Source organism: Streptomyces sp. RLA131 (assembly GCF_056270125.1).
Genome location: NZ_JBWDOQ010000002.1, coordinates 7,393,988 through 7,419,589 on the forward strand (window position 1 = coordinate 7,393,988; position 25,602 = coordinate 7,419,589).

Consider the following 25,602-nt stretch of genomic DNA (forward strand, 5'->3'; position numbering starts at 1 on the left):
CGGTTGAGGACAGGTCGCTGTCATTTTCCGCAGGCTCCGGTCATGACCCAGGACCGCTCCGCCACCCGGACTACCGTCCCCTGGCCATGGGACACATGGACCACGCCGCCTTCGGCTGGCTGACCCCGACGCTCTCGTACGCCATGGCCTGCGTGGGGGCGGCGCTGGGCCTGCGCTGTACCGTGCGGGCGCTCGCCACCACGGGACGCTCGCGCCGCAACTGGCTGCTCACCGCCGCCAGCGCGCTCGGCAGCGGCATCTGGACGATGCACTTCATCGCCATGCTCGGCTTCGGTGTCTCCGGTACCGAGATCCGCTACAACGTGCCGCTGACCGTCCTCAGCCTGTTCGTCGCCGTGCTCGTGGTCGGCCTCGGGGTGTTCGTCGTCGGCTACGGCACCAGGCGCGGCCGTTCGCTGGCCGTCGGCGGCCTCACCACCGGACTGGGCGTGGCCAGCATGCACTACCTGGGCATGGCCGCCGTACGGCTGCACGGGCGGATCGGCTACGACCCCTGGCTGGTCGCGCTGTCGGTGCTGATCGCCGTCGCCGCCGCTACCGCCGCGCTCTGGGCCACCCTGACGGTCCGTCAACCGGCTGTCGTGGCGGGCGCGTCCCTGGTGATGGGCGCGGCGGTCAGCAGCATGCACTACACCGGGATGTTCGCCGTACGGGTCACGGTCCAGCCCTCCGCCGGGAGCCTGCCCGGAGCCGGGGCCACCGCCTTCCTGTTCCCGCTGGTCGTCGTCCTCGGCTCGTATCTCTTCCTCACCTCCGCGTTCGTCGCGCTCTCCCCGACAGCCAGGGAACGCGAGGCCTCCGCCACCGCCCAGCGACTCGCGGAGGGCGCCATATGACCACCGACGGACGCGACGCCACCGACGGACGCGACGCCACCGACGGACGCGACACCACCGACGGACGCGACGCCACCGACGGACGCGACACCGGCGCCCCGCGCGGCCGCCGTGCGCACGCCGGAAGGCCGGCCGACGAGAGGGTCCGCCGTCCGGCGCTGGCCTCCGCGGTCTCCGACCTGGGCCCGCTGCCCCGCGAACGCCGGCAGCGGTGGCACCCGCCGGCCGGGGCGCGGTTCGGGCTGCGGCCCAGATCGGTGCGCGCGAAGATCGTCTCCGTCCTCATGGTCCCGGTGGTGGCGCTGATGGCGCTGTGGGCCTTCGCCGCCGTCACCGCCGCCCAGGAGGTCTCCGCCCAACTGCGCGCCCAGCGGGTCGACCGCACCGTCCGCCAGCCCCTCGCCGCCACCGTCACCGCCCTCCAGGCCGAGCGCCGCGCCGCCGCCGGCTACCTCGCGGCCCCCACCGCCGACCGCGCCGGGGAACTGCGCCGGCGGGCGGCCGGCACCGACCGCGCGGCGGCCCCGCTGCGCCTGGACCGCACGCACACCGTCGCCGACGGCACCGGACTGCCCCCCGAGGTGACCCGGCGGGTACGGATCTTCGTAGACGGCGTCACCGCCCTGGGCTCGCTGCGCACGCGCGTCACCACCGGCGCCGCGGCCTGGGACGAGACCTACGACGACTACTCGGCCGCCGTCGACAACGCCTTCGCGGTCGCCGGGGCCCTCGCCGCCACCCCCTCCGACCGGGTGGCCCTGGACCTGCACCGTTCCGCCGAACTCCTCTCCGCCGAGGACGCCCTGCTCTCCGCCGCCCAGCTGGGCCGGGGCTTCCCCGCGGCCCGCCACCGCGACTTCACGGGCGCCGTCGACAGCCGCCGGCTGCTGCTCGCCTCCTCCGCTCGTGACCTGCGCGGCGCCGACCGGGCCACCTGGGACCGGCTGGCCCGCTCCGGCCGTTACCGGGAACTGGAGGCACTGGAGGACCGGGCGCGCGACGCCGGACCCGGCCGGGCCGCCTCCGACGCCGTGTCCGCCGCCGCCTGGCAGCAGGCCTCGGCACCCGTGCTGACCGGGCTGCGCGACCTGGCGGCGGCGGCCGGTTCCGCCGGTCACGCCGACCCGGTCGCGCGCAGTGTGCTCACCGGATCCGGGGCCGCCGTCCTGCTCGGCCTGCTCGCCGTCCTGGCCTCGCTGCTGATCTCGGTACGCATCGGCCGCGGCCTGGTCGTCGAACTCGTCGACCTGCGCAACACCGCTCTGGAGCTCGCCCGCCGGAAACTCCCGCGGGCCATGCGCCGCCTGCGCGCGGGCGAGGAGATCGACATCGACGCGGAGGTACCCCGCGGCGAACCCGGCAGCGACGAGATCGCCCAGGTCGGCGAGGCACTGGTCACCCTCCAGCGGGCCGCCCTCCAGGCCGCCGTCGAGCGGGCCGAACTGCTCTCCGGTGTCTCCGGCGTCTTCGTCAACCTCGCCCGCCGCAGCCAGGTCCTGGTCCACCGCCAGCTCGCCCTGCTCGACAGCATGGAACGCCGCACGGAGGATCCCGACGAACTGGAGGACCTGTTCCGCCTCGACCACCTCACCACCCGGATGCGACGCCACGCGGAGGGCCTGATCATCCTGTCGGGAGCGGCTCCCGGGCGGGCCTGGCGCAGAGCCGTCCCGCTCACCAACGTGGTCCGGGCCGCCGTCGCCGAGGTCGAGGACTACCAGCGGGTCGAGGTGCCGCGGCTGCCCCACGCCGCCGTGGCCGGCTCGACCGTCGCCGACCTCACCCACCTGATCGCCGAACTCGTCGAGAACGCCACCCAGTTCTCGCCCCCGCACACCAAGGTCCGGGTCTACGGCGAGCAGGTCGGCAACGGCTACGTCCTGGAGGTCGAGGACCGGGGGCTGGGCATGGGCAAGGAGGCCATGGCCGAGGCCAACCGGCGCATCGGCCAGGCCCAGGCCCTGGACCTCTTCGACAGCGACCGGCTCGGCCTCTTCGTGGTCAGCCGGCTCGCCGGACGGCACGACGTCAAGGTGTCGCTGCGCCCGTCGGCGTACGGCGGCACCACCGCCGTGGTCCTGCTGCCCACCGCCCTGCTGGAGTTCGGCACCCCGGCACCGGCACCGGCCTCCCGGCCCCAGGCCGCCCGGGCCGTGACCGGCCCAGCACAGGAGCGGCCGGAGACACACGCGTATGCGCAGGCCGGGGTTCCCGGCACGCCGCGCGACGGGAAGGGGCTCCCCATGCGCACGCCCCCCGCCCAGCTCGACGGAGGCGGACGGCGACCGCGCCAACCGGAAGCGGCGGCCCGTGACGGAGCCCGGCCGCCGGAATCCCGGCCCCCGGGACCACGGGCGTCGGAGCAGCCCCGTCAGTCGGCGGACACGCGCGGCTCCGACGCGGCCCGCTGGACGCCGTCCGGTTCACCGCCACCCGCCGTGCGCAGCGCGCCCCCGCCCGGGCCGCCGGCGGATCCCGCCGGACCCGCCGGTGAACTCCCGCGCCGGGTCCGGCGGGCCAGCCTCGCCCCGCAGCTCCTCGACCCGCCGGCCGGCCGGGGCCGCCGCGCCGGTGACGGGGAGGGGGCGCCCGGCTCCGAGCCGGCCCCCGAGGCCGTGCGCTCGCCCGAGGAGGCCCGGGCCACCATGGCCGCCTACCGCAGCGGCTGGCTCCGTGGCGGGGGCCCCGAGGCCCGTGACGCCAGGCCCGACCGCCGTCCGCCGCGCTTCGCGCCCCGCGACGACCCGCCGGACACCCCCTCCGTTCCCGCTCCCGGGCCGGAGGCGCCCATGTCGCGTGAAGGAGACCACGGATGATCGGTACATCGCACCGGTCCGGCGAACTCGACTGGCTGCTCGACGAGCTGACCGACAGGGTCGCCCACGTACGCCACTGCGTGGTGCTGTCCAACGACGGCCTCGCGGTGGGCGCCTCGCGCGGTCTGACCCGGGAGGACGCCGAGCACCTCGCGGCCGTCGCCTCGGGTTTCCACAGCCTGGCCAAGGGCGCGGGCCGCCACTTCGACGCGGGCCAGGTCCGCCAGACCATGGTCGAACTCGACCGGGGCTTCCTCTTCGTGGCCGCCGCCGGCGAGGGCTCCTGCCTGGCCGTCTTCACCACCGAGACCGCCGATGTCGGCCTCATCGCGTACGAGATGGCCCGGCTGGTCAAGCGCGTCGGCGAGCATCTGCACACCCCGCCGCGCAGAGCCGCCGACGACAGCCCGGACCGCGGCTGACCGGCACCGTGGAGACCTCCATGACAGACCCCGGCCCGGCCACGCGCGGCGACCGCCACTGGTTCGACGACGACGCCGGACCGCTGGTACGCCCGTACGCGATGACCGGCGGCCGCACCCGCCCAGGGTCGGCGGGTGCGCGGCTCGACCTCATCGCCCAGGTCGTCGCCGAACCCGGGGCCGTGGACGACCCCTCGCTCGCCCCCGAACACGGCGCGATCCTCGGACTGTGCCGCGGCGAGCCGCTGTCGGTCGCGGAACTCGCCGCCGACGCCGACCTGCCGGTCGGCGTCGTCCGGGTCCTGCTGGGCGATCTGCTGACGCTGGGCAGCGTCCGGGTGCACGCCCCCGTTCCCCCCGCCGAACTCCCCGACGAGCACATCCTGCGAGAGGTGATCAATGGACTCCGCGCGCTCTGACCGACCGGGCCCCGCGGCTTCGGACGACCAGATCATGGCCTTGAAGATCCTGATCGCCGGGGGCTTCGGGGTCGGCAAGACCACCCTGGTCGGCGCGGTCAGCGAGATCCGGCCGCTGCGCACCGAGGAGCGGCTCAGCGAGGCCGGCCGGGGCGTGGACGACACCGACGGCGTCGAGCGCAAGACGACCACCACGGTCGCCATGGACTTCGGCCGGATCACCATCAGGTCCGGGCTCTCGCTCTACCTCTTCGGCACCCCCGGCCAGGACCGCTTCTGGTTCCTGTGGGACGAGCTGTCCAGCGGCGCGCTCGGCGCCGTGGTGCTCGCCGACACGCGCCGCCTGGAGGACTGTTTTCCCGCCGTCGACTTCTTCGAACACCGGGGCATTCCGTTCACCGTCGCCGTCAACCGCTTCCCCGGGTCACGCGCCTTCCGCCCGCAGGACGTCTCGCGCGCGCTGGACCTGGAGGCCGGCACCCCGGTCGTGCTGTGCGACGCGCGCAGCCGCGAGTCGGGGAAGGAAGTGCTGATCGCGCTGGTGGAGCACGCCGGGCGGATGCACACCGCGCGCATGCTGGATTCCGTCGGCTGAGGCGGGCGGGCGCGGGCCGCGCGAGGGCCGGAGGCGGGCCGGTCCGGGCCCCCACTCGCGCCGCTCACGACCCGCTGGACGGATGGGCCTCGCTCTCCGGGTACAGCGACGTGTCGGGCATGCCCCTGCGCAGCAGGCGCCGCCACCGTACGGGGTCGTACTCCTGGGGTGAGGTGGAGTCCAGGAACTCCTCCAGCACGGAGACGAAGCGCTCGGGGGCGTCATGGTGGGGGAAGTGCCCGGCGTCCTCGAACACCTCCAGGCGGCTGCCCGGCATGGCGTCGTGCGCGATCGAGGCGTGCTCGACCGGAATGACCCCGTCGTGCGCGCCCCAGACGATCAGCGTGGGCAGGCCGGCCGTCAGATAGCTGCGGTCCATCATGGTGATGACCTGGCCCCGCAGGTCGACCCCCGCCCGCAGCGTGCGCAGGAAGGCCTGGCGGCTGGTGTCGGTCGACAGCGCCAGATAGCGTTCCAGTACGTAGTCGAAGTCGTGCCGGCCGAGCCCCAGCCCGCCGGTCAGCCGCAGCAGCGGCGCGACCCAGCTCAGCGCCTTGCGGGCCGGCGCGGAGGTCGCCAGCGGCAGCGCGAGTTCCGCGCCCGGGCCCGCCGCGAGCCGCAGCAGCGGATGCACCTCGGGGCCGACCCCGCCACCGCCCACGATCACCAGCCGTTCGCAGCGCTCGGGGAACTGGTAGGCGAACTGCATCGCCACGCCGGCGCCGAGGGAGTGCCCGACCACCGTCACCCGGTCGACGTCCAGGACGCCCAGCAGGTCGCGCATGCCGCAGGCGTACGCGGCCACCGCGTAGTCGGCGCGTGGCCGTTCGCTGTCGCCGTGGCCGAGCAGGTCGGGCGCGATCACGGTGCGGCCGGCCGCCAGGCGGGGCAGGATGTGCGACCAGGTCGCGGAGGAGTCGCCGAGTCCGTGCACGAACAGCAGTGGCGGACCGCTGCCGGCCATCCGGAACGCCCTGCGGTAGCCGTGGATGTCCCGGTACAGCACCGGAACCTCCGGCCGCGCGCCCTTGGCGGCGGGGGAGGGACCGTACGCCCACTTGACCACCAGGCCACGCTCCATCCGTCCAGAGTGCGGCAGCCGCGTTTCCCGGACAATGCGCTCCGGTTAGCGGGCCGTGAACTGGCTGAACGGACGGCCGGCACAGCCGGTTCACAGACTTGTGATTTGTCACACCGGGGGAGCGACAAGGGCGCCCCATAGGACATACTGTGCCCCTTCCGTATCGAACCACGGTCGAAACGGATGCGTTCGCCCTCACGTACATCACCGAGGATCCACCGCCCATGCGTTTGCGTCCCCGCACCATCCGCACCCAGCTCGTGGCACTGCTCCTGGTGCCGCTGCTCTCCCTGGCAGGCCTGTGGACCTACAGCACGTACTCGTCGGTGCGCGACGCGCTGTCATTGCTGCGGGTCGCCGAGACGTACCGGTACTACGGCACCCCCGTCGACGACCTCGACCTGGCGATCCAGTCCGAACGCCGTGCCGCCGTCGTCTACAGCGCCTCGCGCGGCGCCGTGGGCGGCAGCACGCTGGCCGGGCTGGAGCGCAGGACCGACGCCCGCCTGGCCGTTCTGCGCGCGCACGCCCTCCAGCAGGCGCGGGGCACGACGCTCTCCGGTGACCAGAAGGAACAGCTGACCCTGACGCTCAAGGGGGCCGTGGACGGGCTCGCCTCCCTGCGCGAGGAGGTCCGCGACCCCGAGGCCAGCTGGGCCCACGTCCTGGAGACCTATTCGTCCGTGATCGAACCCGGGTTCCAGCTGCGCGAGTCACTGGCCGCCCTGCAGACCGGGCAGCTCGCGCAGCAGGCGATCGTGGCCGTCGAGGTGGTCCGGGCCCGCGAACTGCTCTCCCAGGAGGACGCGATAATCGCCGCCACCCGGGTCATGGGCGGCATGGACGACGCCGAGTTCCGGGACTTCACCAGCCTCATCAGCGGGCGCACACTCCTCCAGCGGGCCTACGGCGGCGAGCTGCCCGACGCCGCCGCCCAGCGGCTGGAGGCCTTCGAGAACGGCAAGCTGGGCGGCGCCCTGAACTCCGTGGAGCTGCTGACCATCAGCTCCACCGCCAAGGACGCCCCCTACGCGGTCGACGAGTCGCTGTGGCGCCAGAGCGTCAGCGACGCCCTCGACGAACTGGACGCCATCAATGTCACCGCCACCGGCGACATCGGCGCGGAGGCCCGTTCCACCGGCTACGACGTGCTGCTGCGCACCGGCGCGTTCAGCCTCGCGGGCCTGGTGCTGGTCATTCTCTCGATCACCGTCTCCCTGCGGCTCGGCCGCCGCCTGGTGCGCCGGCTGCGGACACTGCGCGACGAGGCGCTGGAGCTCTCCGGCAACCGGCTGCCCGAGGTCATGCGCAGACTGCGGGCCGGGGAGATGCTCGACGACGACGCGGTGTCCAAGGCCGCACCCGCACTGTCACTGGGCGCCGACGAGATCGGCCAGGTCGGCCGGGCCTTCACGACCTCGCAGCGGGCCGCGGTCCAGGCCGCCGTGGAACAGGAGAAGCTGAGGCGCGGTGTCTCCGCGGTCTTCACCAACCTGGCCCGCCGCAGCCAGGTGCTGCTGCACCGCCAGCTCACCCTGCTCGACAGCATGCAGCGCCGCACCCAGGACCCCACCGAGCTGGAGGACCTGTTCCGGCTCGACCACATGACCACCCGCATGCGCAGGCACGCGGAAGGCCTGCTCATCCTCTCCGGCAACTCGCCCGGCCGGGCCTGGCGGCGCCCCGTGCGGCTCGCCGAGGTGGTGCGGGCCGCGGTCGGCGAGGTCGAGGACTACCCCCGGGTGACGGTACGGCGGATGCCGCGTATCTCCGTGACGGGCGCGGCGGTCGGGGATGTCGTCCACCTGCTGGCCGAACTGATCGAGAACGCGGCCGCCTTCTCACCGCCCGAGACCAAGGTGGTGGTGCGCGGCGAGGTCGTCGCCGGCGGCTATGTCGTCGAGGTCGAGGACCGGGGGCTCGGGATGAGCCCCGAACGTCTCGCCGACGCCAACAACGTGGTCGGCGAGGCGGCGGCCGGGGTCGAGCTGCCGGAGACCGACCGGCTCGGGCTGTTCACCGTCGGCCGGCTGGCGGCCCGGCACGGGGTTCGGGTCACGCTGCGGCGCGGGGACTACGGCGGCACGGCGGCGGTCGTCCTCATTCCCCGGGACATTCTGGTCGAGCCGGAGGACGACGAGCCCGAGACCGGCGACGTACCGCTGAGCCCCCGTTCGGTGCCCGACGCGGCGGCCACGGCGGCGAAGCGGGTCGACGCCGTGGCCGCCGCGGGTTCCCGGACGCGTAATGGTGCCCGTACGGCGGGGGTCCCGGTGGCGTCGAGGGTGTCCCGGAACGAGGAGCGTACGGGCATGGGCCTGCCGAAGCGGGTACGACAGGCGAATCTCGTCCCCCAGCTCAGGGAGGACACCGTGCACGACAGCCCGGCGGACACCCCGCCCGTGGGTACTGACCGGGAACGATCGCCCGAGGAGGCCCGTTCCACCATGGCGGCGTTCGCCCGCGGGCTGGCCCGTGGCCGCTCCACCGAAGCACCACGACGACCGACCGGGGAGGACGGGGGATGACCGTGAGTACAGGACTCACCTGGCTGATGGACGAACTGACGGAACGGGTGCCGCATGTCCGGCACGCGCTCGTGCTGTCGAACGACGGACTGGTGACGGGGGCCAGCAGCAGCCTCGACCGTGCGACGGCCGAGCACCTGGCGGCGGTCTCCTCCGGCTTCCACAGCCTCGCCAAGGGCGTCGGCCGGCACTTCGAGGTCGGGGGCGTACGGCAGACGATGGTCGAGTTCGACGACGGCTTCCTCTTCGTCACCGCGGCGGGCGAGGGCAGCTGTCTGTCCGTGCTCAGCGGGATGCAGGCCGACGTCGGCCAGGTCGCGTACGAGATGACGCTGATGGTGCACCGGGTCGGCGAGCACCTGGGCGTGGCCCCCCGGCAGCACGACGCGGACGACCGGGGGGAGTGACGTCAGATGAGCCCGCCGGGCCCGGCGGACGAGGAGGGCGTGCTCTGGTATGACGACGACGCCGGTCCGATGGTCCGCGCCTACACCATCACCGGGGGCCGCACCCGCCCCGAGGCCGGTCAGGACATCGACCTCATCGCGGTGATCGTCGCGGACCCGGACGCGGACACCGAGCCGGACGACACCCTCGACGACCAGCATCTGGCGCTGCTGCAGCTGTGCCGTCGCGGCTCGCTGTCGGTGGCCGAGGTCGCCTCGGAGGCCGATCTGGCCGTGGGTGTGGTGCGGGTGCTCCTCGGCGACCTGCTGCGTGAGGGGCGACTGCGCCTCGTCCGCCCCGTGCCGCCGGCCGATCTGCCCGACACCGGGCTGCTGCGGGATGTGATCGACCGGCTGCGGGCCCTGTGACGACCGCCGAGTTATCCACAGGCCCGGACGGGGGCGCTGGACGTTGTCGTACCCCTGAACTACCTTCGTGACTGTCGGTAGCTGATCGTCACAGGGGGTTGATGACATGGCAGTGATCCAGGCCGCGGAGGACCTGCTCGGAATGGACCGGGCCCGGGGCGAACTCGGTCTTGAACTGGGGGAGTTCGAGGTGGCGCTCCAGGTCGCCGAAGTACGTACGGCGCAGTCCGGTGTCGGACGCCGCCGGATTCCGCTGGGGGAGGTGGAGCGGCTGCGGGCCGAGGACGGCTTCCCCTCGGCGCTGCGCCGGCGGCTGGCCGTCGTGGGCAGCATCGAGGCCGCCGAGCTGATCGGTATCAACCGGGACCGCTTCACCAGACTGGCCAGAGGCGGGCTGATCAGTCCCGTCCGCTGGTACGCCAACCGGTACCGGGCCGTCGTCTGGCTCTACCTCGCCGATGACGTGCGCGGCCTCGCGCGGGACCGCCCGGAACTTTTGACCGGCCGGCTCCCGGCGGCCCTGCGGCAGGCCCTGGGCGAGGGGGAGGACCACCGGGCCCGTGGCTGGCGGGCACGCCGCGCCGCGGGGTTCGTGAGGGACGCCGTCGACGCCTGGGGCGAGGCCGCCGTCTGGGCCGAGCTCCTCGGTCCCGAGGCGGCGGCGCGGATCGTGCCCGACGTCGCCGAGCGCACCTATCTGCGCAGGCTCCGGCCGGGGATGCCACCGGGCGGCACCGGCGCGCACGCGGTGCGCGCGGTGGTCGAGGCCGTGGTCGTCGCCGGCCACCCCGACGAGGTCGCCGACGCCCGCGACCGCCTGGCCGAGGCACTGACCCGGGCCCGGGCCGAGCGCCCGGCCCCCTGCCCCGGCCGGTCCGCCCCGGCTCATCCGCAGGCCCCGGCCGGGGCGGAGCGGCGACGCCGGGGCTGGCGGGCCCTGTTCACACGGCCGGCCGGGCCGCCCGGCGGGCGATGCGCCGGAGGATGCGATGCCGCCCGGGTCTGAACCGCCGGGCCTCGGCGTGCCCGGCACCCTCACCGTCCTCCGGACCACCCGGGGCGGGGTCTCAGGCCGCCGAGTACGGGAGCAGGTCCGCGGCCGTGCTCTCCCAGGCGGCCTTGAGTTCCGCGAGCAGTTCCGGCCGGTCGGGCGCGAGATCGGCCTGCTCCCTGGCGTCCTGGGCGAGGTTGAACAGGTGGTCCGTTCCGTCGGCGTCCTGGTAGTACTTCCAGTCCCCGCGACGCAGGGCACGGTTGGCACGCACCCGCCAGAACAGGTCGCGCTCGGCGGGCTTCTCGCCGCGCAGCAGGTAGCCGGCCAGGCTGGTGCCGTCCAGCGGGTGAGCCGGGTCCGGGCGGGCCCCGGCCACCTCCAGCAGGGTCGCCGTCCAGTCCGGGGAGAAGTTCGGCTCGTGACTCACCTGACGCGGCCCGATCCGGGCGGGCCAGCGCAGGATGGCCGGGACCCGGATGCCGCCCTCCAGCAGCGAGGACTTCTGCCCGCTGAGCGGCCAGTTGTACGAGTAGCGCTCGCCACCGTTGTCGCTGGCGAAGAGCACCAGGGTGTCGTCCTCCTGGCCCGAGCGACGCAGGGCCGACAGGACCTCGCCGACCGCGGAGTCCAGGCTCTCCACCATTTCGGCGTACTTGGCGACCGAGCCGCCGTCGTAGTGGTTCAGCGCCTCGACGATCTCGGCGCGGCTGCTCGCGGCCCTGATCCTCGCCTCGACCACGGCACCGGCGGCCGCGTCGCCCTCGGCCAGCCACGGCCAGTGCGGGGTGGTGAAGTTGAGGTTGAGCAGCCAGGGCTTGTCGTGGGCACGGGAGACGTACTCGACGGCCCGTTCGGTGAGCACCGTCGTGTAGTAGCGCAGGTCCTGGTGACTGGCGTCGCCCTCGTACAGGTCGTACTCGCCGAGCTGCCCGAGCTTGGAGAAGTACTCCAGTACGCCGCCGAAGTTACCGAAGAACTCGTCCCAGCCGGACTTCGTCGGGCTGTAGTCGGGCAGCCAGCCGCAGTGCCACTTGCCGATCAGCGCGGTGGAGTATCCGGCCGCCCGGAGCAGTGAGGCGAGGGTGGGATGGTTCGGGTCCAGCCCCTGGGAGCGGTCGCCGACGGGTTCGGCCAGCCCGCCCTTGGTGCGTCCCGGGTAGCGGCCGGTGTAGAGGCTGAACCGGGTGGGGGAGCAGGTCGCCGAGCCGGAGTACGCATTGGTGAACCGCACGCCCTGGCGGGCGAGGCGGTCGAGGTGAGGGGTCCTGATGTGTGGTGCGCCGTAGGACGACAGATCCGCCCAGCCCAGATCGTCGCCCAGGACGACCAGCAGGTTGGGGCGCCGGCCGGTGGCGCCGCCGGAGCGGGCGCGGTACGGGTGTTCCCCCGTGTCCGTGTCGTTCTCGTCGTCCGCACCGCTCGCGGCGGCCGGTGCGGCAGCTGCCACACCGGCCGCGCTCAGTGCGCCACCGCCCACCAGACCGTGGAAGAGGCGGCGGGATATCCCGGGATCGTTCATGGTGCTCAACGCTGCCGTTCGCCGCCCCGGCGGGCAACGGGTCACGGGCCGCCCTCACCCGATGTTCACGCTGGTCCACACGGCCGCAACACCCGGCCTCAACCACGCTTGGGTCAGCCGACCTTGCGGAACAGGCCCTCCTGCATCACGGAGACCAGCAGCCTGCCCTCGCGGTCGTAGATCTGGCCCCGGGCCAGGCCTCGGGCGCCGGTCGCGATGGGGGACTCCTGCTGGTAGAGGAACCACTCGTCGGCCCGGAAGGGCCGGTGGAACCACATGGCGTGGTCCAGGGAGGCCATGTCGAAGCCGCGCGGGCCCCACAGGGGCTCGACCGGTACGCGTACCGCGTCGAGCAGGGTCATGTCGCTGGCGTAGGTGAGCGCGCAGGTGTGCACCAGAGGATCGTCGCCGAGGGGGCCCACGGCGCGCATCCACACGGCGCTGCGCGGCTCGGCGCCCTCGATTTGCTCGGGGGTCCAGCGCAGCGGTTCGGCGTAGCGCAGGTCGAAGGGCTGGCGGCGGGCCATCCGTTCCAGTGACTCGGGCAGGGTGCCGAGGTGTTCGCGGATCTCGTCGGCGAGCTTCGGCAGGCTCTCCGGATCGGGCACCCGGGGCATCGGCAGCTGATGTTCGAAGCCGGGTTCCGGCTGGTGGAAGGAGGCCGTCAGATTGAAGATCGTCCTCCCCTGCTGGATCGCCACCACCCGCCGGGTGGTGAACGACCGCCCGTCCCGCACCCGTTCGACCTGGTACACGATCGGCACGCCGGGCCGGCCGGGACGCAGGAAGTACGCGTGCAGGGAGTGCACCGGCCGCTGCCCGTCGGTGGTCCGCCCGGCCGCGACCAGTGCCTGGCCGGCCACCTGGCCGCCGAAGACGCGCTGCAGGCGCTCGTCGGGGCTGTGGCCGCGGAAGATGTTCTCCTCGATCCTCTCCAGATCGAGCAGGTCGACCAGCCGTTCGGCCGGGTTGGTCATCGGGTGTGCTCCTTCGTTCCCACGGTTCCCACGGTCTCCACGGTCCCCGCTGTCCCCGCTGTCTCTGCCGTCCCCGCCGTCCGCATCCGCACCGTGCACCGTCACAGTGCGCCCACACCGGTCACGCGGACGACCGCGCGGCCCTCCTCGTCGGACGCGTCGAGGTCGACCTCGGCCGAGATCCCCCAGTCGTGGTCGCCGTTGGGGTCGGCGAAGACCTGGCGGACCCGCCACAGCCGGCTCTCCGGCTCCTCCTCGATCTGCAGCAGCTTGGGGCCGCGCGCGTCGGGCCCGGTGCCCAGCTCCTCGTACTCGTCCCAGTAGGCGTCCATGGCGTCGGCCCAGGCGTCCGCGTCCCAGCGCGAGCCCGCTCCGCCGTCCTCCAGGTCCGCCAGGTCCTGGTAGCGGTCCAGGGCGGCCAGCTCCACCCGGCGGAACATCGCGTTGCGCACCAGCACCCGGAACGCCCGGGCGTTGGAGGTGACCGGCTTGACCTGGTCGGCGCGCTCCTGCGCCTCCTCGGCCGTCATCACCTCCGGGTTGGCGAGCTGCTCCCACTCGTCGAGCAGGCTGGAGTCCACCTGGCGGACCAGTTCGCCCAGCCAGGCGATCAGGTCCTGGAGGTCCTCGGACTTCAGGTCGTCCGGGACGGTGTGCTCCAGGGCCTTGTAGGCCCCGGCCAGGTAGCGCAGGACGATGCCCTCGGTGCGGGCCAGTTCGTAGTGCGAGACGAACTCCGAGAAGGTCATGGCCCGTTCGTACATGTCGCGGACCACCGACTTGGGGGACAGCGGATGGTCGCCGACCCACGGGTGGCTCTTGCGGTAGACGCCGTACGCGTGGAACAGCAGCTCCTCCAGCGGCTTGACGTAGGAGACGTCCTGCAGGCGCTCCATCCGCTCCTCGTACTCCACCCCGTCCGCCTTCATGGCGGCGACCGCCTCGCCGCGGGCCTTGTTCTGCTGGGCGGCCAGGATCTGCCGGGGGTCGTCGAGGATGGCCTCGACCACCGAGACCATGTCGAGGGCGTACGACGGCGACTCGGGCTCCAGCAGTTCGAAGGAGGCCAGCGCGAACGTGGACAGCGGCTGGTTGAGCGCGAAGTCCTGCTGGAGGTCCACCGTCAGCCGCACGACGCGGCCCTCGGCGTCGGGCTCGTCCAGCCGCTCCACCACCCCGCCGGCCACCAGCGAGCGGTAGATGGCGATGGCCCGCCGGATGTGCCGCAGCTGGGAGCGGCGGTCCTCGTGGTTGTCCTCCAGCAGCCGGCGCATCGCGTCGAACGCGTTGCCCGGCCGGGCGATCACCGACAGCAGCATCGCGTGGGTGACCCGGAAGCGGGAGGTGAGCGGTTCGGGATCGGAGGCGATGAGCCGCTCGAAGGTGCTGTCCGACCAGGCGACAAAGCCCTCGGGTGCCTTCTTGCGGACCACCTTGCGGCGCTTCTTCGGGTCGTCCCCGGCCTTCGCGAGCGCCTTCTCGTTCTCGATGACGTGCTCGGGCGCCTGCGCCACCACGAATCCGGCGGTGTCGAAGCCGGCCCGGCCCGCGCGCCCGGCGATCTGGTGGAACTCCCGGGAGCGCAGCGTCCGTACCCGGTTGCCGTCGTACTTGGTCAGGGCGGTGAACAGCACCGTGCGGATGGGGACGTTGACACCGACCCCCAGGGTGTCGGTGCCGCAGATGACCTTCAGCAGACCCGCCTGCGCCAGCTTCTCCACCAGCCGCCGGTACTTGGGCAGCATCCCGGCGTGGTGCACGCCGATGCCGTGCCGCACGTACCGTGACAGGTTCTTGCCGAACTTGGTGGTGAAGCGGAAGTTGCCGATGAGCTCGGCGATGGCGTCCTTCTCGGCCCGGGTGCACATGTTGATGCTCATCAGCGCCTGCGCCCGTTCCACCGCCGCCGCCTGCGTGAAGTGCACGATGTAGACCGGCGACTGACGGGTCTCCAGCAGCTCCGTCAGCGTCTCGGTGAGCGGCGTGGTGACGTACTCGTACGACAGCGGGACGGGCCGGGTCGCGGAGCGTACGACCGCCGTGGGGCGGCCGGTGCGGCGGGTCAGGTCCGTCTCGAAGCGCGACATGTCGCCGAGGGTCGCCGACATCAGCAGGAACTGGGCCTGCGGCAGCTCCAGGATCGGGATCTGCCAGGCCCAGCCGCGGTCGGCCTCGGCGTAGAAATGGAACTCGTCCATCACGACCTGGCCGACGTCGGCGTTCCTGCCGTCCCGGAGAGCTATGGACGCCAGCACCTCGGCGGTGCAGCAGATGACCGGGGCGTCGGGGTTCACCGAGGCGTCGCCGGTGAGCATGCCGACGTTCTCGGTGCCGAAGAGCTTGCACAGGTCGAAGAACTTCTCCGAGACCAGGGCCTTGATCGGCGCGGTGTAGAAGGTGACCTCGTCCCGGGCCAGTGCGGCGAAGTGCGCACCCGCCGCGACCAGGCTCTTTCCGGAGCCGGTCGGGGTCGACAGGATCACGTTCGCCCCCGAGACGACCTCGATCAGCGCCTCCTCCTGAGCGGGGTAGAGGGAGATGCCCTGGCTCTCCGCCCACGTCGAGAAGGCTTCGAACAGGGCGTCTGGGTCGGCCTCGGAAGGCAGCTGATCGATAAGGGTCACCCCACCATCTTGCCTGTCCCGGAGGCCGGGGCGGGAACCGGCGGCATGGCGGAAGATCAACCGGCGGTATGGTGTGCCGTCGATTACGCGTCAACTCCGCCCGCGGGCGGGCCGAAAGGGGCGGGGCCGGAACATGATGGGACCTGCGCACTCACTGTCCGGAGCGGCAGCGTGGCTGGGGGTGGGGGCGGCGGCTGCCGCACTCGACCACCCCATGCCGTGGCCGACGCTCGTGGTCGGTGCCCTGATCTGCGCGGGCGCCGCCCTCGCCCCCGACCTGGACCACAAGGCGGCGACCATATCGCGGGCCTTCGGACCGGTCTCCCGGGCCCTGTGCGAGATCATCGACAAGCTGTCGTACGCGACCTACAAGTCGACCCGCAAGCCCGGTGACCCGCGCCGCTCCGGCGGACACCGCACCCTGACCCACACCTGGGTGTGGGCCGTGCTGCTGGGCGCAGGTTGCTCGGGTGCGGCGCTGGTGGGCGGCCGCTGGGCCGTCCTCGCGATCCTCTTCGTCCACATGGTGCTCGCCGTCGAAGGCCTGCTGTGGCGGCAGGCGCGGGTCTCCAGCGACGTACTCGTCTGGCTGCTCGGCGCGACCAGCGCCTGGATGCTCGCCGACGTCCTGGACAGCACGGAGAACGGCAGGGGCTGGCTGTTCACCCAGCCCGACCAGCACTACCTGTGGATCGGCATCCCCATCGTGCTCGGCGCCCTGGTGCACTGCATCGGCGACGCCCTGACCGTCTCCGGCTGCCCGATCCTGTGGCCGATCCCGATAGGCCGCAAGCGCTGGTACCCGATGGGGCCGCCGAAGTTCATGCGGTTCCGGGCCGGCAGCTGGGTGGAGATCAAGGTGCTGACCCCGGCCTTCTTCGTCCTCGGCGGTGTGGGCGCGCTCGGAGCGCTCGGAATCTTCGGATAGGGCGGCTCGGGACCGGCAGGTCGGGGGGCCGGGCGGGACGCCCCGCCCCCGCCCCCGCCCCCCGACCCCGGTCCGCCCGCGCCGGGTCCTGGCGTGTCACCCGTGCCAGGACCGCCACAGGGCCGCGTACGCCCCGTCGGCCTCGACCAGCTCATGGTGGCTGCCGAACTCGCTGATCCGGCCCTCCTCCACCACGGCGATCACATCCGCGTCGTGCGCGGTGTGCAGCCGGTGCGCGATGGCGACGACCGTGCGGCCGTCCAGCACCCGGGCGAGGGAACGCTCCAGGTGCCGGGCGGCACGCGGGTCGAGCAGCGAGGTGGCCTCGTCCAGCACCAGTGTGTGGGGGTCGGCCAGCACCAGCCGGGCCAGCGCCACCTGCTGGGCCTGGGCCGGGGTCAGCGCGGTGCCACCGGAGCCGACCTCGGTGTCCAGGCCGTCCGCCAGGCCGCGCGCCCAGTCGTCGGCGTCCACCGCGACCAGCGCCCGCCACAGCTCGTCGTCGTCCGCCCCTTCGCGGGCCAGCCGCAGATTGTCGCGGAGTGTCCCGACGAAGACATGGTGCTCCTGGTTGACCAGCGCCACATGCTCACGCACCCGCTCGGCCGGCATCCGCGCCAGCTCGGCCCCGCCCAGCGTCACCTCGCCCGCCCTGGGGGCGTAGATCCCGGCCAGCAGCCGGCCCAGGGTGGACTTGCCGGCCCCGGACGGGCCGACCAGGGCCATCCGGGTGCCGGGCGGCACCCGCAGGCTGATCCCGTGCAGTACGTCGCTGCCCGGGCGGTAGCCGAAACTCACCGCGTCGGCGCGCACCTCCCGGCCGTCGGGCTCCAGCCGCTCGTCGGCACCGTCCTGCCCGATCTCGCGCACCCCCACCAGCCGGCCCAGCGACACCTGCGCCACCTGCAGCTCGTCGTACCAGCGCAGGACCAGGTTGACCGGGTCGACCAGCATCTGCGCGTACAGCGCGCCGGCGGTCAGTTCGCCGACCGACATCCAGCCGTGCAGCGCGAAGGTGCCGCCGATCATCAACACCGCGCCCAGGATCAGCACATGGGTGAGGTTGATGGTCGGGAAGAGCACGCTGCGCAGCCACAGGGTGTAGCGCTCCCAGGCCACCCACTGCCTGATCCGCAGCCGTGACAGCTCCTCACGGCGGTCCCCGAGCCGGTGCGCCTCGATGGTGCGCCCGGCGTCGACCGACTCGGTGAGCACCGCCGACACCGCCGCGTAGCCCGCGGCCTCCGAGCGGTACGCGGCGGGGGCGCGCCGGAAGTACCAGCGGCAGCCGACGAGCAGCACCGGCACCGCGACCAGCACCGACAGGGCCAGCGGCGGCGAGGTGACGGTCAGCGCCCCGAGCAGCAGCCCCGCCCAGACCACGGCGATGGCCAGCTGCGGCACCGCCTCGCGCATCGCGTTGGACAGCCGGTCGATGTCCGTGGTGATCCGCGACAGCAGGTCCCCGGTGCCGGCCCGCTCCAGCACCCCGGGCGGCAGACCCACCGACCGTACGAGGAAGTCCTCCCGCAGGTCGGCCAGCATCCGCTCGCCCAGGATCGCGCCCCGCAGCCGCACCAGCCGTACGAAGACCGCCTGCACGGCCAGCGCCACCGTGAACAGCGCGACGGTACGCCCCAGATGCAGCTCCCGAACGCCCGACGACAGGTCCTGCACAAGGCGGCCCAGCAGGTAGGGACCGGCCATCGAGGCGATGACCGCGACCGAGTTGACGGTGACGAGCAGCGCGAAGGCCCCGCGGTGCCGCCGGGTCAGTTCGGCCACGTACGCGCGCACGGTGGCGGGTGAGCCGACCGGCAGGGTGGTGCTCTGCCGCGGCGCGGCCGGGTCGTACTCCGGTGGCTTCACGCCGATCATGCGGACTCCTCGGCTTCCTGGAGTTCGGGCAGTTGGGGCAGTTGGGGTAGTTGAGGCAGCTCGTCGAGCCGGCGCGGCCGGTGCGGTCCCGGTGCGCCCGCCGATTGCGGCGGCCGTGGTGCGCCCGCGCCCTCCGGCTCGGTCTCCCGGGTGACGACGGCGCGGTAGCCGGGATCCCGCCGGAGCAGCTCCTGATGGGTGCCGGCCGGGCCGGCCGACCCGTCGGCGAGGTGGACGACCCGGTCCGCGCGGTCCAGCAGCAGCGGACTGGAGGTGAACACGACCGTGGTGCGCCCGGCCCGCAGTTCCTTGATCCCCAGGGCGATCCGTGCCTCGGTGTGCGAGTCGACCGCGCTGGTCGGCTCGTCCAGGACCAGCACCTCCGGGTCCGTGACCAGCGACCGGGCCAGCGCCAGCCGCTGCCGCTGGCCGCCGGAGAGCGAACGGCCGCGCTCGGTGATCGGGGTCCGCAGCGGATCGCCGCCCGTTCCGTCCGCGGGAGCCTCCACCGAGGCCTGGGCCAGCGCGTCCAGGACGTCCCCGCACTGCGCGGCCGCCAGCGCCGCCGCGGGGTCCACCGCCCCGGAGGACGGTACGTCGAGCAGCTCCCGCAGCGTCCCGGACAGCAGCACCGGTTCCTTGTCCTGGACCAGTACCGCGGCCCGCGCCCGGCCAAGCGGCAGCGCGTCCAGGGCCGTGCCGCCCAGCAGCGCCGAGGGATCGCCGTCCTCCCTGGCCGGGCTGTGCCCGCCGAGCCGGTCGGCCAGCCGTCCGGCCGCGTCCGGGTCGCCGCACACCACGGCGGTCAGCAGCCCGGCCGGGGCCAGCAGCCCGGTCGCCGGGTCGTACAGATCACCGGCCGGTGCCACCGGATCGCCGGGCGGGGCCGGGACGGGCACGCCCCGCTCCAGGGCCAGGACCCGGGCCGCCCGCTTGGCCGAGGGCCGCGAGAAGGAGTACGCCATGGCGATCTCCTCGAAGCCGCGCAGCGGGAACGTCAGGAACACCACGGTGCCGTAGACCGTGACCAGCTCACCCACCGTGATCCGCCCGGCGAGCGCCAGTCGCGCCCCGTACCAGGCGACCCCGACCAGCAGCAGCCCGGGCAGCACGACCTGGACGGCGCTGATCAGGGCCCACATCCGCGCGCTGCGCACCGCGGCCGTCCGGACCTCCTGCGAGGCCCGCCGGTAGCGGGCCAGGAACAGTTCCTCGCCGCCGATGCCGCGCAGTACGCGCAGCCCCGCGACCGTGTCCGAGGCGAGGGTGGTGGCCCGGCCGGCCTTCTCGCGCTGCTCGTCCGCGCGCCGGGTGGCCCGGGGCAGCAGCGGCAGCACGGCGAGCGCCATCACCGGGATACCGGCCGCGACCATGAGCCCCAGCTGGGGCTGGTAGACCACCAGCGCCACGGCGACACCCACGGTGGCCACCAGCGCCGAGGTGAAGCGGGCGAGCGCCTCAACGAACCAGCCGATCTTCTCGACGTCACCGGTGCTGACGGCCACCACCTCGCCGGCCGCGACCCGCCGGGTCAGCACCGAGCCCAGCTCGACGGTCTTGCGGGCCAGCAGCAGCTGCACCCGGGCCGCCGCGCTGATCCAGTTGGTGACGGCGATCCGGTGCAGCATCGTGTCGCCCAGCGCGGTGAGCAGGCCCAGGGCGAGCATCAGAGCCCCGGCCGCCGCGAGCCGTCTGCCCGAGTGGTCGACCACGGCCTGGACGGCGATGCCGACCGTCGCCGGGAACGACGCCACGGCCGCCATGTGGAGCGTTCCCCACAGGGCGGCCGTGATCTGCCCGCGGATCTGGCGTTTCTCCAGCCAGAGCAGGAAGCGGAAGCCGGAGCGGGTGTCGGGGACACCCGGATCGGCATGAGGAAGAGCGCTGAGCGACATGACGTCCCGACATGGGGTGGGGGCGGAAGGGGGACGTGCCAGGGTCGCGTTACCGAGGTCACACTTTCAACCGGTTTTTCTCCCCCGGCCTGCGGAACGCGTAGGGGCAGGCCGTTCGTCATGCTTCATGGATGCGAGGATGGGGCACGATGCGTATAACCGGGACTGTACGAACGGCGGCTGCCGCCGCGGGACTGCTCCTGCTGGCCGGCTGCGGCGGAGCCTCCGCCGGGAGCGATGGCGACCCGTCGGCACCGGCGGCCAGGGCCGGCGAGTCCGGCAACGCCGCCGCCTCCGCCTCACCGGCCACCGTGACCCGCCAAATCCCAGGCGTCGGCGCGAAGCTGCGCGGCGACATCCCGGCCAACGCCCGCCAGGTGGTGGCGGTGTACGGCAAGAGCGCCACGTCGGCCGACTCGACCGTCGCGCTGTTCACCCGGCACGGCGACACCTGGAAGCGCGAGCGCACCTGGTCGGGCCACAACGGCAAGCGCGGCTGGACCACCGACCACCACGAGGGTGACAAGAAGAGCCCGGTCGGTGTCTTCACCCTCTCCGACGCCGGCGGCGTGCTGGCCGACCCCGGCGCGAAGCTGCCGTACCACCAGACCACCGCGTTCCAGGCGCCGCACTACTGGGCGAAGAGCCACTGGCACGACTTCGACCTGGTCATCGCCATCGACTACAACCGGGTCAAGGGCACTTCGCCGATCGACCCCACCCGGCCGCAGGGCCAGTCCAAGGGCGGCAGCATCTGGCTGCACATGGACCACGGAAGCGGCACCTCGGCCTGCGTCAGCCAGTCCAAGGCCGACATGGAGTATCTGCTGCGCACCCTCGACCCCGCCCAGCACCCGGTGATCGTCATGGGCGACACGGCGGACCTGGAGGCCTGACCGCCCACCGCCCGACCGCCCCGCCGCCCGGCTGCCCCGCCGCCCACTGCCTGACCGCCCACCGCCTGACCGCCCGCCGCCCGGCTGCCTGCCGATCGCCGGCCCGTCCCGGTGGGAAGGCGCTCTGGCGGCGGCCGGCCAACTCACGCTTCACTCCTGTCACATGAGATGTCGACAGGTCATGTCCATGCTCGCCGCGCTGCTCGGGCTCACCCTTCTCACCGTCCTCGCCGCGCCCGCCGCCACCGCGCAGACACCCCCGGCCGAGTTCGGCTCCGACTGGCACGATCCGGTCACCGCCGCCCCGCCCGTCGCCACCCCCGGCACCCGGTCCTGCACGGTGACCGTCGCCGACACGCGGTTCCGGGACTTCACCCCCTACACCGGCACCTACACCCCGCCCGCCGGGTGCGGCACCCGCTGGAGCAAGGTCGTCCTGCGCCTGAACGGCAGCGTCGCGGGCCGCCAGTACGACCGCCTGGGCTACCTCCACATCGGCGGCGTCGAGATCCTGCGTACCTCCACCCCCGAGCCTTCGCCGGACGGGATCTCCTGGTCCGCCGAGAAGGACGTCACGCGCTACGCCTCCACCCTGCGCGCCGAGCAGCCCGTCGAGATGCTCATCGGCAATGTCGTCGACGACACCTACACCGGCGTCATCGCCGTCAAGGTGACGCTGACCTTCTACGCCGCCGCGAAAAAGAGCGCGGTCACCAACTCCGCGGTCACCGGCTCCGCCGCCGAGTCCGCCGACGTCCCCGACAAGGTCATTCCGCTCGACTCCGCCACCCTCACCACGCCCCGCAACAGCGAGCGCGTCGTCGCCGAGGTGTACGCCACCGGATCGGGCGGCGGCTGCGAGGAGTCCTGGTATCTCGCCGTCCCCTCCGACGTGCCGTACTCCTGTCAGGCGGGCGCCGACGGCCCCAACCGTGAGGTGCGGGTCACCGTCGACGGCCAACTGGCCGGAATCGCCGCGCCCTTCCCGCATGTGTGGACCGGCGGCTGGTCCAACCCCTTCCTCTGGTACGTCGTCCCCGGCCCGCGCGCCTTCGACGTGCAGCCGGTCGAGTACGACCTGACGCCCTTCGCCGGACTGCTCGACGACGGCCGCCCGCACCGGGTCGAGGTCTCGGTGGCCGGGGTGCCCGAGGGGCAGAGCGGCTGGAGCGTGCCCACCAACATCCTGGTCTGGCAGGACGAGCACAGCAGCCAGGTCACCGGCCGCCTCACCGTCCACCGGGAGAGCGCCCCGTCCGCCACCACCGCGTACGACCCGGACGCCGGGCCGCGCACCCTGGACGCCACGGGCGGTCACGCGCTCACCGTCTCGGGCTATGTCAACACCTCGCACGGCCGCGTCACCACCACCGTCCGCCGCGCCGTGACGGCGGCCTCCACCCACATCTGGAACGCGGACGAGACCGCCGACGCCCTCACCGCCCGCTGGACCGACGACCAGACCCGCACCGTCGACGGCGTCACCACCCGGACCCGGCGCGCCTACACCATGGACGGATCGGTCACGATCGGCACCGACGACCGCCTGCGCACCGTCATCACGCTCGGCGACCACGCCCGCACCACCGGCGCCGTGCGCTCCCGGCTCGACGACACCTTCAGCGGCGACGCCACCTGGACCCTGGGGGTGCCGCGCGACCAGCGGCACGCGGTCGGCACCTCGTCCGAGCGCTACCGGCTCACCGGGGCGGGCGGTTGCTACGACCATGTCATCGCCACCGTCCAGGGGGTGCTGACGGAGGATCGGCTGCGCTGCTGAGCCACCCTGCCGGTTAACGCAAGGTTTCCGCAAGTAGTTGAAAACATTTCCACTCACGTCTTGACGTGCCCTCGCCCGAGGACCAGTCTCCTGCTCGGAGCTCCCACGGGCGGGGGCTCCGTCCCCCCTCAGGGCGGCCTGGCGTGTGGCTGTCTTCAGGGCACCTGTGTGCCCGATTCACCGAAGGAGCCGCACCCATGAGATCCCGTGCACTTCGCGGGGCGCTCGCCGGGCTGCTCGCCGCGACCGGCCTCGTCGCCCTGTCGCAGCAGCAGGCCGTGGCAGCCCCGCCCGGCAGCAAGGACGTCACCGCCACCCTCTTCGAGTGGAAGTTCGCCTCGGTCGCCAAGGCCTGCACCGACACCCTCGGCCCGGCCGGCTACGGATACGTCGAGGTCTCCCCGCCGCAGGAGCACATCCAGGGCTCGCAGTGGTGGACCTCGTACCAGCCGGTCAGTTACAGGATCGCCGGCCGGCTCGGGGACAGCACCGCCTTCGCGAGCATGGTGAGCACCTGTCACGCGGCCGGCGTCAAGGTCATCGCCGACGCCGTCGTCAACCACATGACCGCGGGCTCCGGTACCGGGACCGGGGGCACCAGCTACACCAAGTACAACTACCCGGGGTACTACCAGGACCAGGACTTCCACTCCTGCCGCACCAGCATCTCCGACTACACCAGCCGCGACAACGTCCAGAACTGCGAGCTGGTCGGGCTCGCCGACCTCAACACCGGCAGCGACTACGTCCGTTCCACCATCGCCGCCTACCTCGACAACCTCATCTCGCTCGGCGCCGACGGCTTCCGGATCGACGGCGCCAAGCACATCGCCGCGAGCGACCTGTCCGCCATCAAGGCCAAGCTGTCCGACCCGTCGGTCTTCTGGGCGCAGGAGGTCATCCACGGTTCCGGCGAGGCGGTCCAGCCGGGCGAGTACACCGGCACCGGCGACGTGGACGGCTTCCAGGGCGCGTACGACCTCAAGCGGATCTTCAGCAGCGAGAAGCTGTCCTACCTCAGCAACTGGGGCGCCTCGTGGGGCGCGGGCTATCTGTCCGGCGGCAGCACCCGCACCTTCGTGGACAACTGGGACACCGAGCGCAACGGCTCGACCCTGAACTACAAGTACGGCGCGACCTACACGCTGGCCAACATCTACATGCTGGCCTGGCCCTACGGCTCGCCCGACGTCTACTCCGGGTACGAGTTCTCCGACAACGACTCGGGCCCGCCCAACGGCGGCACCGTCAACGCCTGCTACAGCGACGGCTGGAAGTGCCAGCACGCCTGGCCGCAGATCGCCGGCATGGTCGGTTTCCGCAACGCCGTCTCGGGCACCGCGGTCACCAACTGGTGGTCCAACGGCAACAACGCCATCGCCTTCGGCCGCGGCAGCAAGGGCTTCGTCGCCATCAACCACGAGAGCGGCTCGCTGACCCAGACCTTCACCACCTCGCTGCCGGCCGGCACCTACTGCGACGTCCAGCACAGCGGCACCAACTACACCGTCGGCTTCGGCGGTACCTTCACCGCGACCATCGCGGCCAACGACGCCGTCGCGCTCTACGCCGGTGCCACCTGTGCCGGTACCGGAAGCGGCAGCGGCTCGGGTACGACGGTGTCAGGGGCCTCGTTCGCCGTGAACGCCACGACCGTGAGCGGCACCAGCGTCTACGTGACCGGCAACAACTCCGCGCTGGGCGACTGGGACACGGGCAACGCGCTGCTGCTCTCGTCCGCGGCCTACCCGGTGTGGAAGCTGGACGTCCCGATGAGCGCCGGCACCGCGTTCGAGTACAAGTACATCAAGAAGGACAGCAACGGGAACGTCACCTGGGAGACCGGCTCCAACCGCACCGCGACCGTCCCCTCCAGCGGCGCGGTGACCCTCGGCGACACCTGGCGCGGCTGAGCCGCGCGGGGCAACCCGGTGACCGCGTCGGGTCACCGGGTCCGCCGCTAGCAGCGGCCCGGTGCGGTGTCCAGGACGGCCAGCAGTGCCGTCAGGGCCTCGCGCTGGGCCGTCTCCAGTGGGGCGAGCAGTTCCTCGGCGGCGGCGCGGCGGGCCCGCCGCAGTCGTTGCAGGGTGGCGCGGCCGTCGTCGGTCAGCTCGATGCGGACCACCCGGCGGCTGGCGGGATCGGGGATCCGCCGTACCAGGGCGTGCGCCTCCAGAGCGTCGGCCAGGGTGGTGACGGCGCGGGGGACGACATCCAGCCGCCGGGCCAGATCGGCCATCCGGGGCGGCTCCTCGCTGTGTGCGACGGTGCGCAGCAGCCGGGCCTGGGCCGGGGTGATGCCCAGGGGTTCTAGGTGGTGCCGCTGGGCACGGTGGAGCCGGCGGGTCAGCCGCAGCAGCTGGTCGGCGAGGCGGCCGGTGGTCTCGTCGGCTTCGGCGGCGGCGCTGCGGGAATCCATGGTCCGATAGTACAGGACCTGGTTCATTGTGAGTCTAGGTAACAATCACCTATACTCTCAATCACTGCCCGGCCCGGACCTGCCCGGTCCGGGTGACAGGCAGACCTGCCTTCCGTCCCACCCCATCCCGCTCCGGAGGAGCCTTTGCACCCCGATGAC

General features: G+C 72.9%; 20 protein-coding genes. 13 read left to right on the forward strand and 7 right to left on the reverse strand.

The window, feature by feature from the left end:
- Window positions 1-86 precede the first annotated feature (86 nt).
- The 5 genes from RWE79_RS34455 to RWE79_RS34475 are packed head-to-tail and all read left to right on the forward strand — an operon-like array spanning window position 87 to window position 5,109.
- Window positions 87-857, forward strand: coding sequence for an MHYT domain-containing protein (locus tag RWE79_RS34455; RefSeq protein WP_475944003.1), 771 nt, complete (start codon window positions 87-89; stop codon window positions 855-857).
- Window positions 854-3,673, forward strand: coding sequence for a sensor histidine kinase (locus RWE79_RS34460; RefSeq protein WP_475944004.1), 2,820 nt, complete (start codon window positions 854-856; stop codon window positions 3,671-3,673). The genes RWE79_RS34455 and RWE79_RS34460 overlap by 4 nt, the downstream gene beginning before the upstream one ends.
- Window positions 3,670-4,095, forward strand: a complete 426-nt coding sequence (locus RWE79_RS34465; protein WP_475944005.1) for a roadblock/LC7 domain-containing protein — start codon at window positions 3,670-3,672, stop codon at window positions 4,093-4,095. Before RWE79_RS34460 ends, RWE79_RS34465 begins: the two co-directional genes overlap by 4 nt.
- Window positions 4,096-4,115: 20 nt before the next feature.
- The gene (locus RWE79_RS34470; protein ID WP_475944006.1) at window positions 4,116-4,514 is read left to right on the forward strand and encodes a DUF742 domain-containing protein; all 399 of its coding nucleotides are present in this window, start codon (window positions 4,116-4,118) and stop codon (window positions 4,512-4,514) included.
- Window positions 4,495-5,109, forward strand: a complete 615-nt coding sequence (locus RWE79_RS34475; RefSeq protein ID WP_475944007.1) for a GTP-binding protein — start codon at window positions 4,495-4,497, stop codon at window positions 5,107-5,109. The genes RWE79_RS34470 and RWE79_RS34475 overlap by 20 nt, the downstream gene beginning before the upstream one ends.
- Window positions 5,110-5,173: 64 nt before the next feature.
- Here RWE79_RS34475 and RWE79_RS34480 read toward each other — a convergent pair whose 3' ends face one another.
- Window positions 5,174-6,190, reverse strand: coding sequence for an alpha/beta fold hydrolase (locus tag RWE79_RS34480; RefSeq protein WP_475944008.1), 1,017 nt, complete (start codon window positions 6,188-6,190; stop codon window positions 5,174-5,176).
- A 224-nt stretch (window positions 6,191-6,414) separates the two neighbouring features.
- Here RWE79_RS34480 and RWE79_RS34485 point away from each other — a divergent pair, with 224 nt between their 5' ends.
- The 4 genes from RWE79_RS34485 (at window position 6,415) to RWE79_RS34500 (ending at window position 10,539) form a co-directional block, all read left to right on the forward strand.
- The gene (locus RWE79_RS34485; RefSeq protein ID WP_475944009.1) at window positions 6,415-8,718 is read left to right on the forward strand and encodes a sensor histidine kinase; all 2,304 of its coding nucleotides are present in this window, start codon (window positions 6,415-6,417) and stop codon (window positions 8,716-8,718) included.
- Complete coding sequence (locus RWE79_RS34490) at window positions 8,715-9,125, forward strand: roadblock/LC7 domain-containing protein (protein WP_475944010.1); 411 nt, start codon at window positions 8,715-8,717, stop codon at window positions 9,123-9,125. Before RWE79_RS34485 ends, RWE79_RS34490 begins: the two co-directional genes overlap by 4 nt.
- Before the next feature lie 6 nt (window positions 9,126-9,131).
- Window positions 9,132-9,533 (forward strand): DUF742 domain-containing protein, encoded by a 402-nt coding sequence (locus tag RWE79_RS34495; protein ID WP_475944011.1) that lies wholly within the window; start codon window positions 9,132-9,134, stop codon window positions 9,531-9,533.
- 106 nt (window positions 9,534-9,639) lie between these two features.
- Entirely contained in the window at window positions 9,640-10,539 is a 900-nt protein-coding gene (locus tag RWE79_RS34500; protein WP_475944012.1) for a DUF6397 family protein, read from the forward strand.
- 61 nt (window positions 10,540-10,600) lie between these two features.
- Here the strand turns inward: RWE79_RS34500 and RWE79_RS34505 are convergent, their stop codons facing one another.
- The 3 genes from RWE79_RS34505 to RWE79_RS34515 all read right to left on the reverse strand — a co-directional run bounded on the left by RWE79_RS34505 (window position 10,601) and on the right by RWE79_RS34515 (window position 15,647).
- Complete coding sequence (locus RWE79_RS34505; protein ID WP_475944013.1) at window positions 10,601-12,046, reverse strand: sulfatase family protein; 1,446 nt, start codon at window positions 12,044-12,046, stop codon at window positions 10,601-10,603.
- 113 nt (window positions 12,047-12,159) lie between these two features.
- Window positions 12,160-13,023 (reverse strand): acyl-CoA thioesterase, encoded by an 864-nt coding sequence (locus tag RWE79_RS34510; protein WP_475944014.1) that lies wholly within the window; start codon window positions 13,021-13,023, stop codon window positions 12,160-12,162.
- A gap of 101 nt (window positions 13,024-13,124) precedes the next feature.
- Window positions 13,125-15,647 carry a DEAD/DEAH box helicase gene (locus RWE79_RS34515; protein ID WP_475944015.1) on the reverse strand — a complete coding sequence of 841 codons (2,523 nt, stop codon included), beginning with the start codon at window positions 15,645-15,647 and terminating at the stop codon, window positions 13,125-13,127.
- Window positions 15,648-15,780: 133 nt separating this feature from the next.
- Between RWE79_RS34515 and RWE79_RS34520 the strand changes: the two genes are divergently transcribed.
- Window positions 15,781-16,575 carry a metal-dependent hydrolase gene (locus RWE79_RS34520; protein ID WP_475944016.1) on the forward strand — a complete coding sequence of 265 codons (795 nt, stop codon included), beginning with the start codon at window positions 15,781-15,783 and terminating at the stop codon, window positions 16,573-16,575.
- A 96-nt stretch (window positions 16,576-16,671) separates the two neighbouring features.
- Here the strand turns inward: RWE79_RS34520 and RWE79_RS34525 are convergent, their stop codons facing one another.
- Together RWE79_RS34525 and RWE79_RS34530 are read right to left on the reverse strand one after the other, a co-directional pair.
- Window positions 16,672-18,453 (reverse strand): ABC transporter ATP-binding protein, encoded by a 1,782-nt coding sequence (locus tag RWE79_RS34525; RefSeq protein ID WP_475944017.1) that lies wholly within the window; start codon window positions 18,451-18,453, stop codon window positions 16,672-16,674.
- Window positions 18,450-20,348, reverse strand: a complete 1,899-nt coding sequence (locus RWE79_RS34530) for an ABC transporter transmembrane domain-containing protein (protein WP_475944018.1) — start codon at window positions 20,346-20,348, stop codon at window positions 18,450-18,452. Before RWE79_RS34530 ends, RWE79_RS34525 begins: the two co-directional genes overlap by 4 nt.
- A gap of 149 nt (window positions 20,349-20,497) precedes the next feature.
- Here RWE79_RS34530 and RWE79_RS34535 point away from each other — a divergent pair, with 149 nt between their 5' ends.
- From RWE79_RS34535 to RWE79_RS34545, 3 genes are all read left to right on the forward strand, one after another.
- Window positions 20,498-21,244: a hypothetical protein gene (locus tag RWE79_RS34535; RefSeq protein WP_475944019.1), complete on the forward strand. Its 747-nt coding sequence runs from the start codon at window positions 20,498-20,500 to the stop codon at window positions 21,242-21,244.
- A 163-nt stretch (window positions 21,245-21,407) separates the two neighbouring features.
- Window positions 21,408-23,024 carry a peptide-N4-asparagine amidase gene (locus RWE79_RS34540; protein WP_475944020.1) on the forward strand — a complete coding sequence of 539 codons (1,617 nt, stop codon included), beginning with the start codon at window positions 21,408-21,410 and terminating at the stop codon, window positions 23,022-23,024.
- Window positions 23,025-23,221: 197 nt separating this feature from the next.
- On the forward strand, window positions 23,222-24,937 hold the full coding sequence (locus tag RWE79_RS34545) for a carbohydrate-binding module family 20 domain-containing protein (RefSeq protein ID WP_475944021.1): 1,716 nt from the start codon (window positions 23,222-23,224) through the stop codon (window positions 24,935-24,937).
- Window positions 24,938-24,984: 47 nt separating this feature from the next.
- Here the strand turns inward: RWE79_RS34545 and RWE79_RS34550 are convergent, their stop codons facing one another.
- A complete protein-coding gene (locus RWE79_RS34550; RefSeq protein ID WP_475944022.1) occupies window positions 24,985-25,443 on the reverse strand; it encodes a MarR family transcriptional regulator in 459 nt (152 codons plus the stop codon).
- Window positions 25,444-25,602: the final 159 nt, after the last annotated feature.

Excerpts from the sequence above, each read along its gene's own strand:
- RWE79_RS34455 (WP_475944003.1), top strand. The coding sequence starts at position 87 with ATGGGACACATGGACCACGCCGCCTTCGGCTGGCTGACCCCGACGCTC.
- RWE79_RS34460 (WP_475944004.1), top strand. The coding sequence starts at position 854 with ATGACCACCGACGGACGCGACGCCACCGACGGACGCGACGCCACCGAC.
- RWE79_RS34465 (WP_475944005.1), top strand. The coding sequence starts at position 3,670 with ATGATCGGTACATCGCACCGGTCCGGCGAACTCGACTGGCTGCTCGAC.
- RWE79_RS34470 (WP_475944006.1), top strand. The coding sequence starts at position 4,116 with ATGACAGACCCCGGCCCGGCCACGCGCGGCGACCGCCACTGGTTCGAC.
- RWE79_RS34475 (WP_475944007.1), top strand. The coding sequence starts at position 4,495 with ATGGACTCCGCGCGCTCTGACCGACCGGGCCCCGCGGCTTCGGACGAC.
- RWE79_RS34480 (WP_475944008.1), bottom strand. The coding sequence starts at position 6,190 with ATGGAGCGTGGCCTGGTGGTCAAGTGGGCGTACGGTCCCTCCCCCGCC.
- RWE79_RS34485 (WP_475944009.1), top strand. The coding sequence starts at position 6,415 with ATGCGTTTGCGTCCCCGCACCATCCGCACCCAGCTCGTGGCACTGCTC.
- RWE79_RS34490 (WP_475944010.1), top strand. The coding sequence starts at position 8,715 with ATGACCGTGAGTACAGGACTCACCTGGCTGATGGACGAACTGACGGAA.
- RWE79_RS34495 (WP_475944011.1), top strand. The coding sequence starts at position 9,132 with ATGAGCCCGCCGGGCCCGGCGGACGAGGAGGGCGTGCTCTGGTATGAC.
- RWE79_RS34500 (WP_475944012.1), top strand. The coding sequence starts at position 9,640 with ATGGCAGTGATCCAGGCCGCGGAGGACCTGCTCGGAATGGACCGGGCC.
- RWE79_RS34505 (WP_475944013.1), bottom strand. The coding sequence starts at position 12,046 with ATGAACGATCCCGGGATATCCCGCCGCCTCTTCCACGGTCTGGTGGGC.
- RWE79_RS34510 (WP_475944014.1), bottom strand. The coding sequence starts at position 13,023 with ATGACCAACCCGGCCGAACGGCTGGTCGACCTGCTCGATCTGGAGAGG.
- RWE79_RS34520 (WP_475944016.1), top strand. The coding sequence starts at position 15,781 with ATGATGGGACCTGCGCACTCACTGTCCGGAGCGGCAGCGTGGCTGGGG.
- RWE79_RS34525 (WP_475944017.1), bottom strand. The coding sequence starts at position 18,453 with ATGATCGGCGTGAAGCCACCGGAGTACGACCCGGCCGCGCCGCGGCAG.
- RWE79_RS34530 (WP_475944018.1), bottom strand. The coding sequence starts at position 20,348 with ATGTCGCTCAGCGCTCTTCCTCATGCCGATCCGGGTGTCCCCGACACC.
- RWE79_RS34535 (WP_475944019.1), top strand. The coding sequence starts at position 20,498 with ATGCGTATAACCGGGACTGTACGAACGGCGGCTGCCGCCGCGGGACTG.
- RWE79_RS34540 (WP_475944020.1), top strand. The coding sequence starts at position 21,408 with ATGAGATGTCGACAGGTCATGTCCATGCTCGCCGCGCTGCTCGGGCTC.
- RWE79_RS34545 (WP_475944021.1), top strand. The coding sequence starts at position 23,222 with ATGAGATCCCGTGCACTTCGCGGGGCGCTCGCCGGGCTGCTCGCCGCG.
- RWE79_RS34550 (WP_475944022.1), bottom strand. The coding sequence starts at position 25,443 with ATGGATTCCCGCAGCGCCGCCGCCGAAGCCGACGAGACCACCGGCCGC.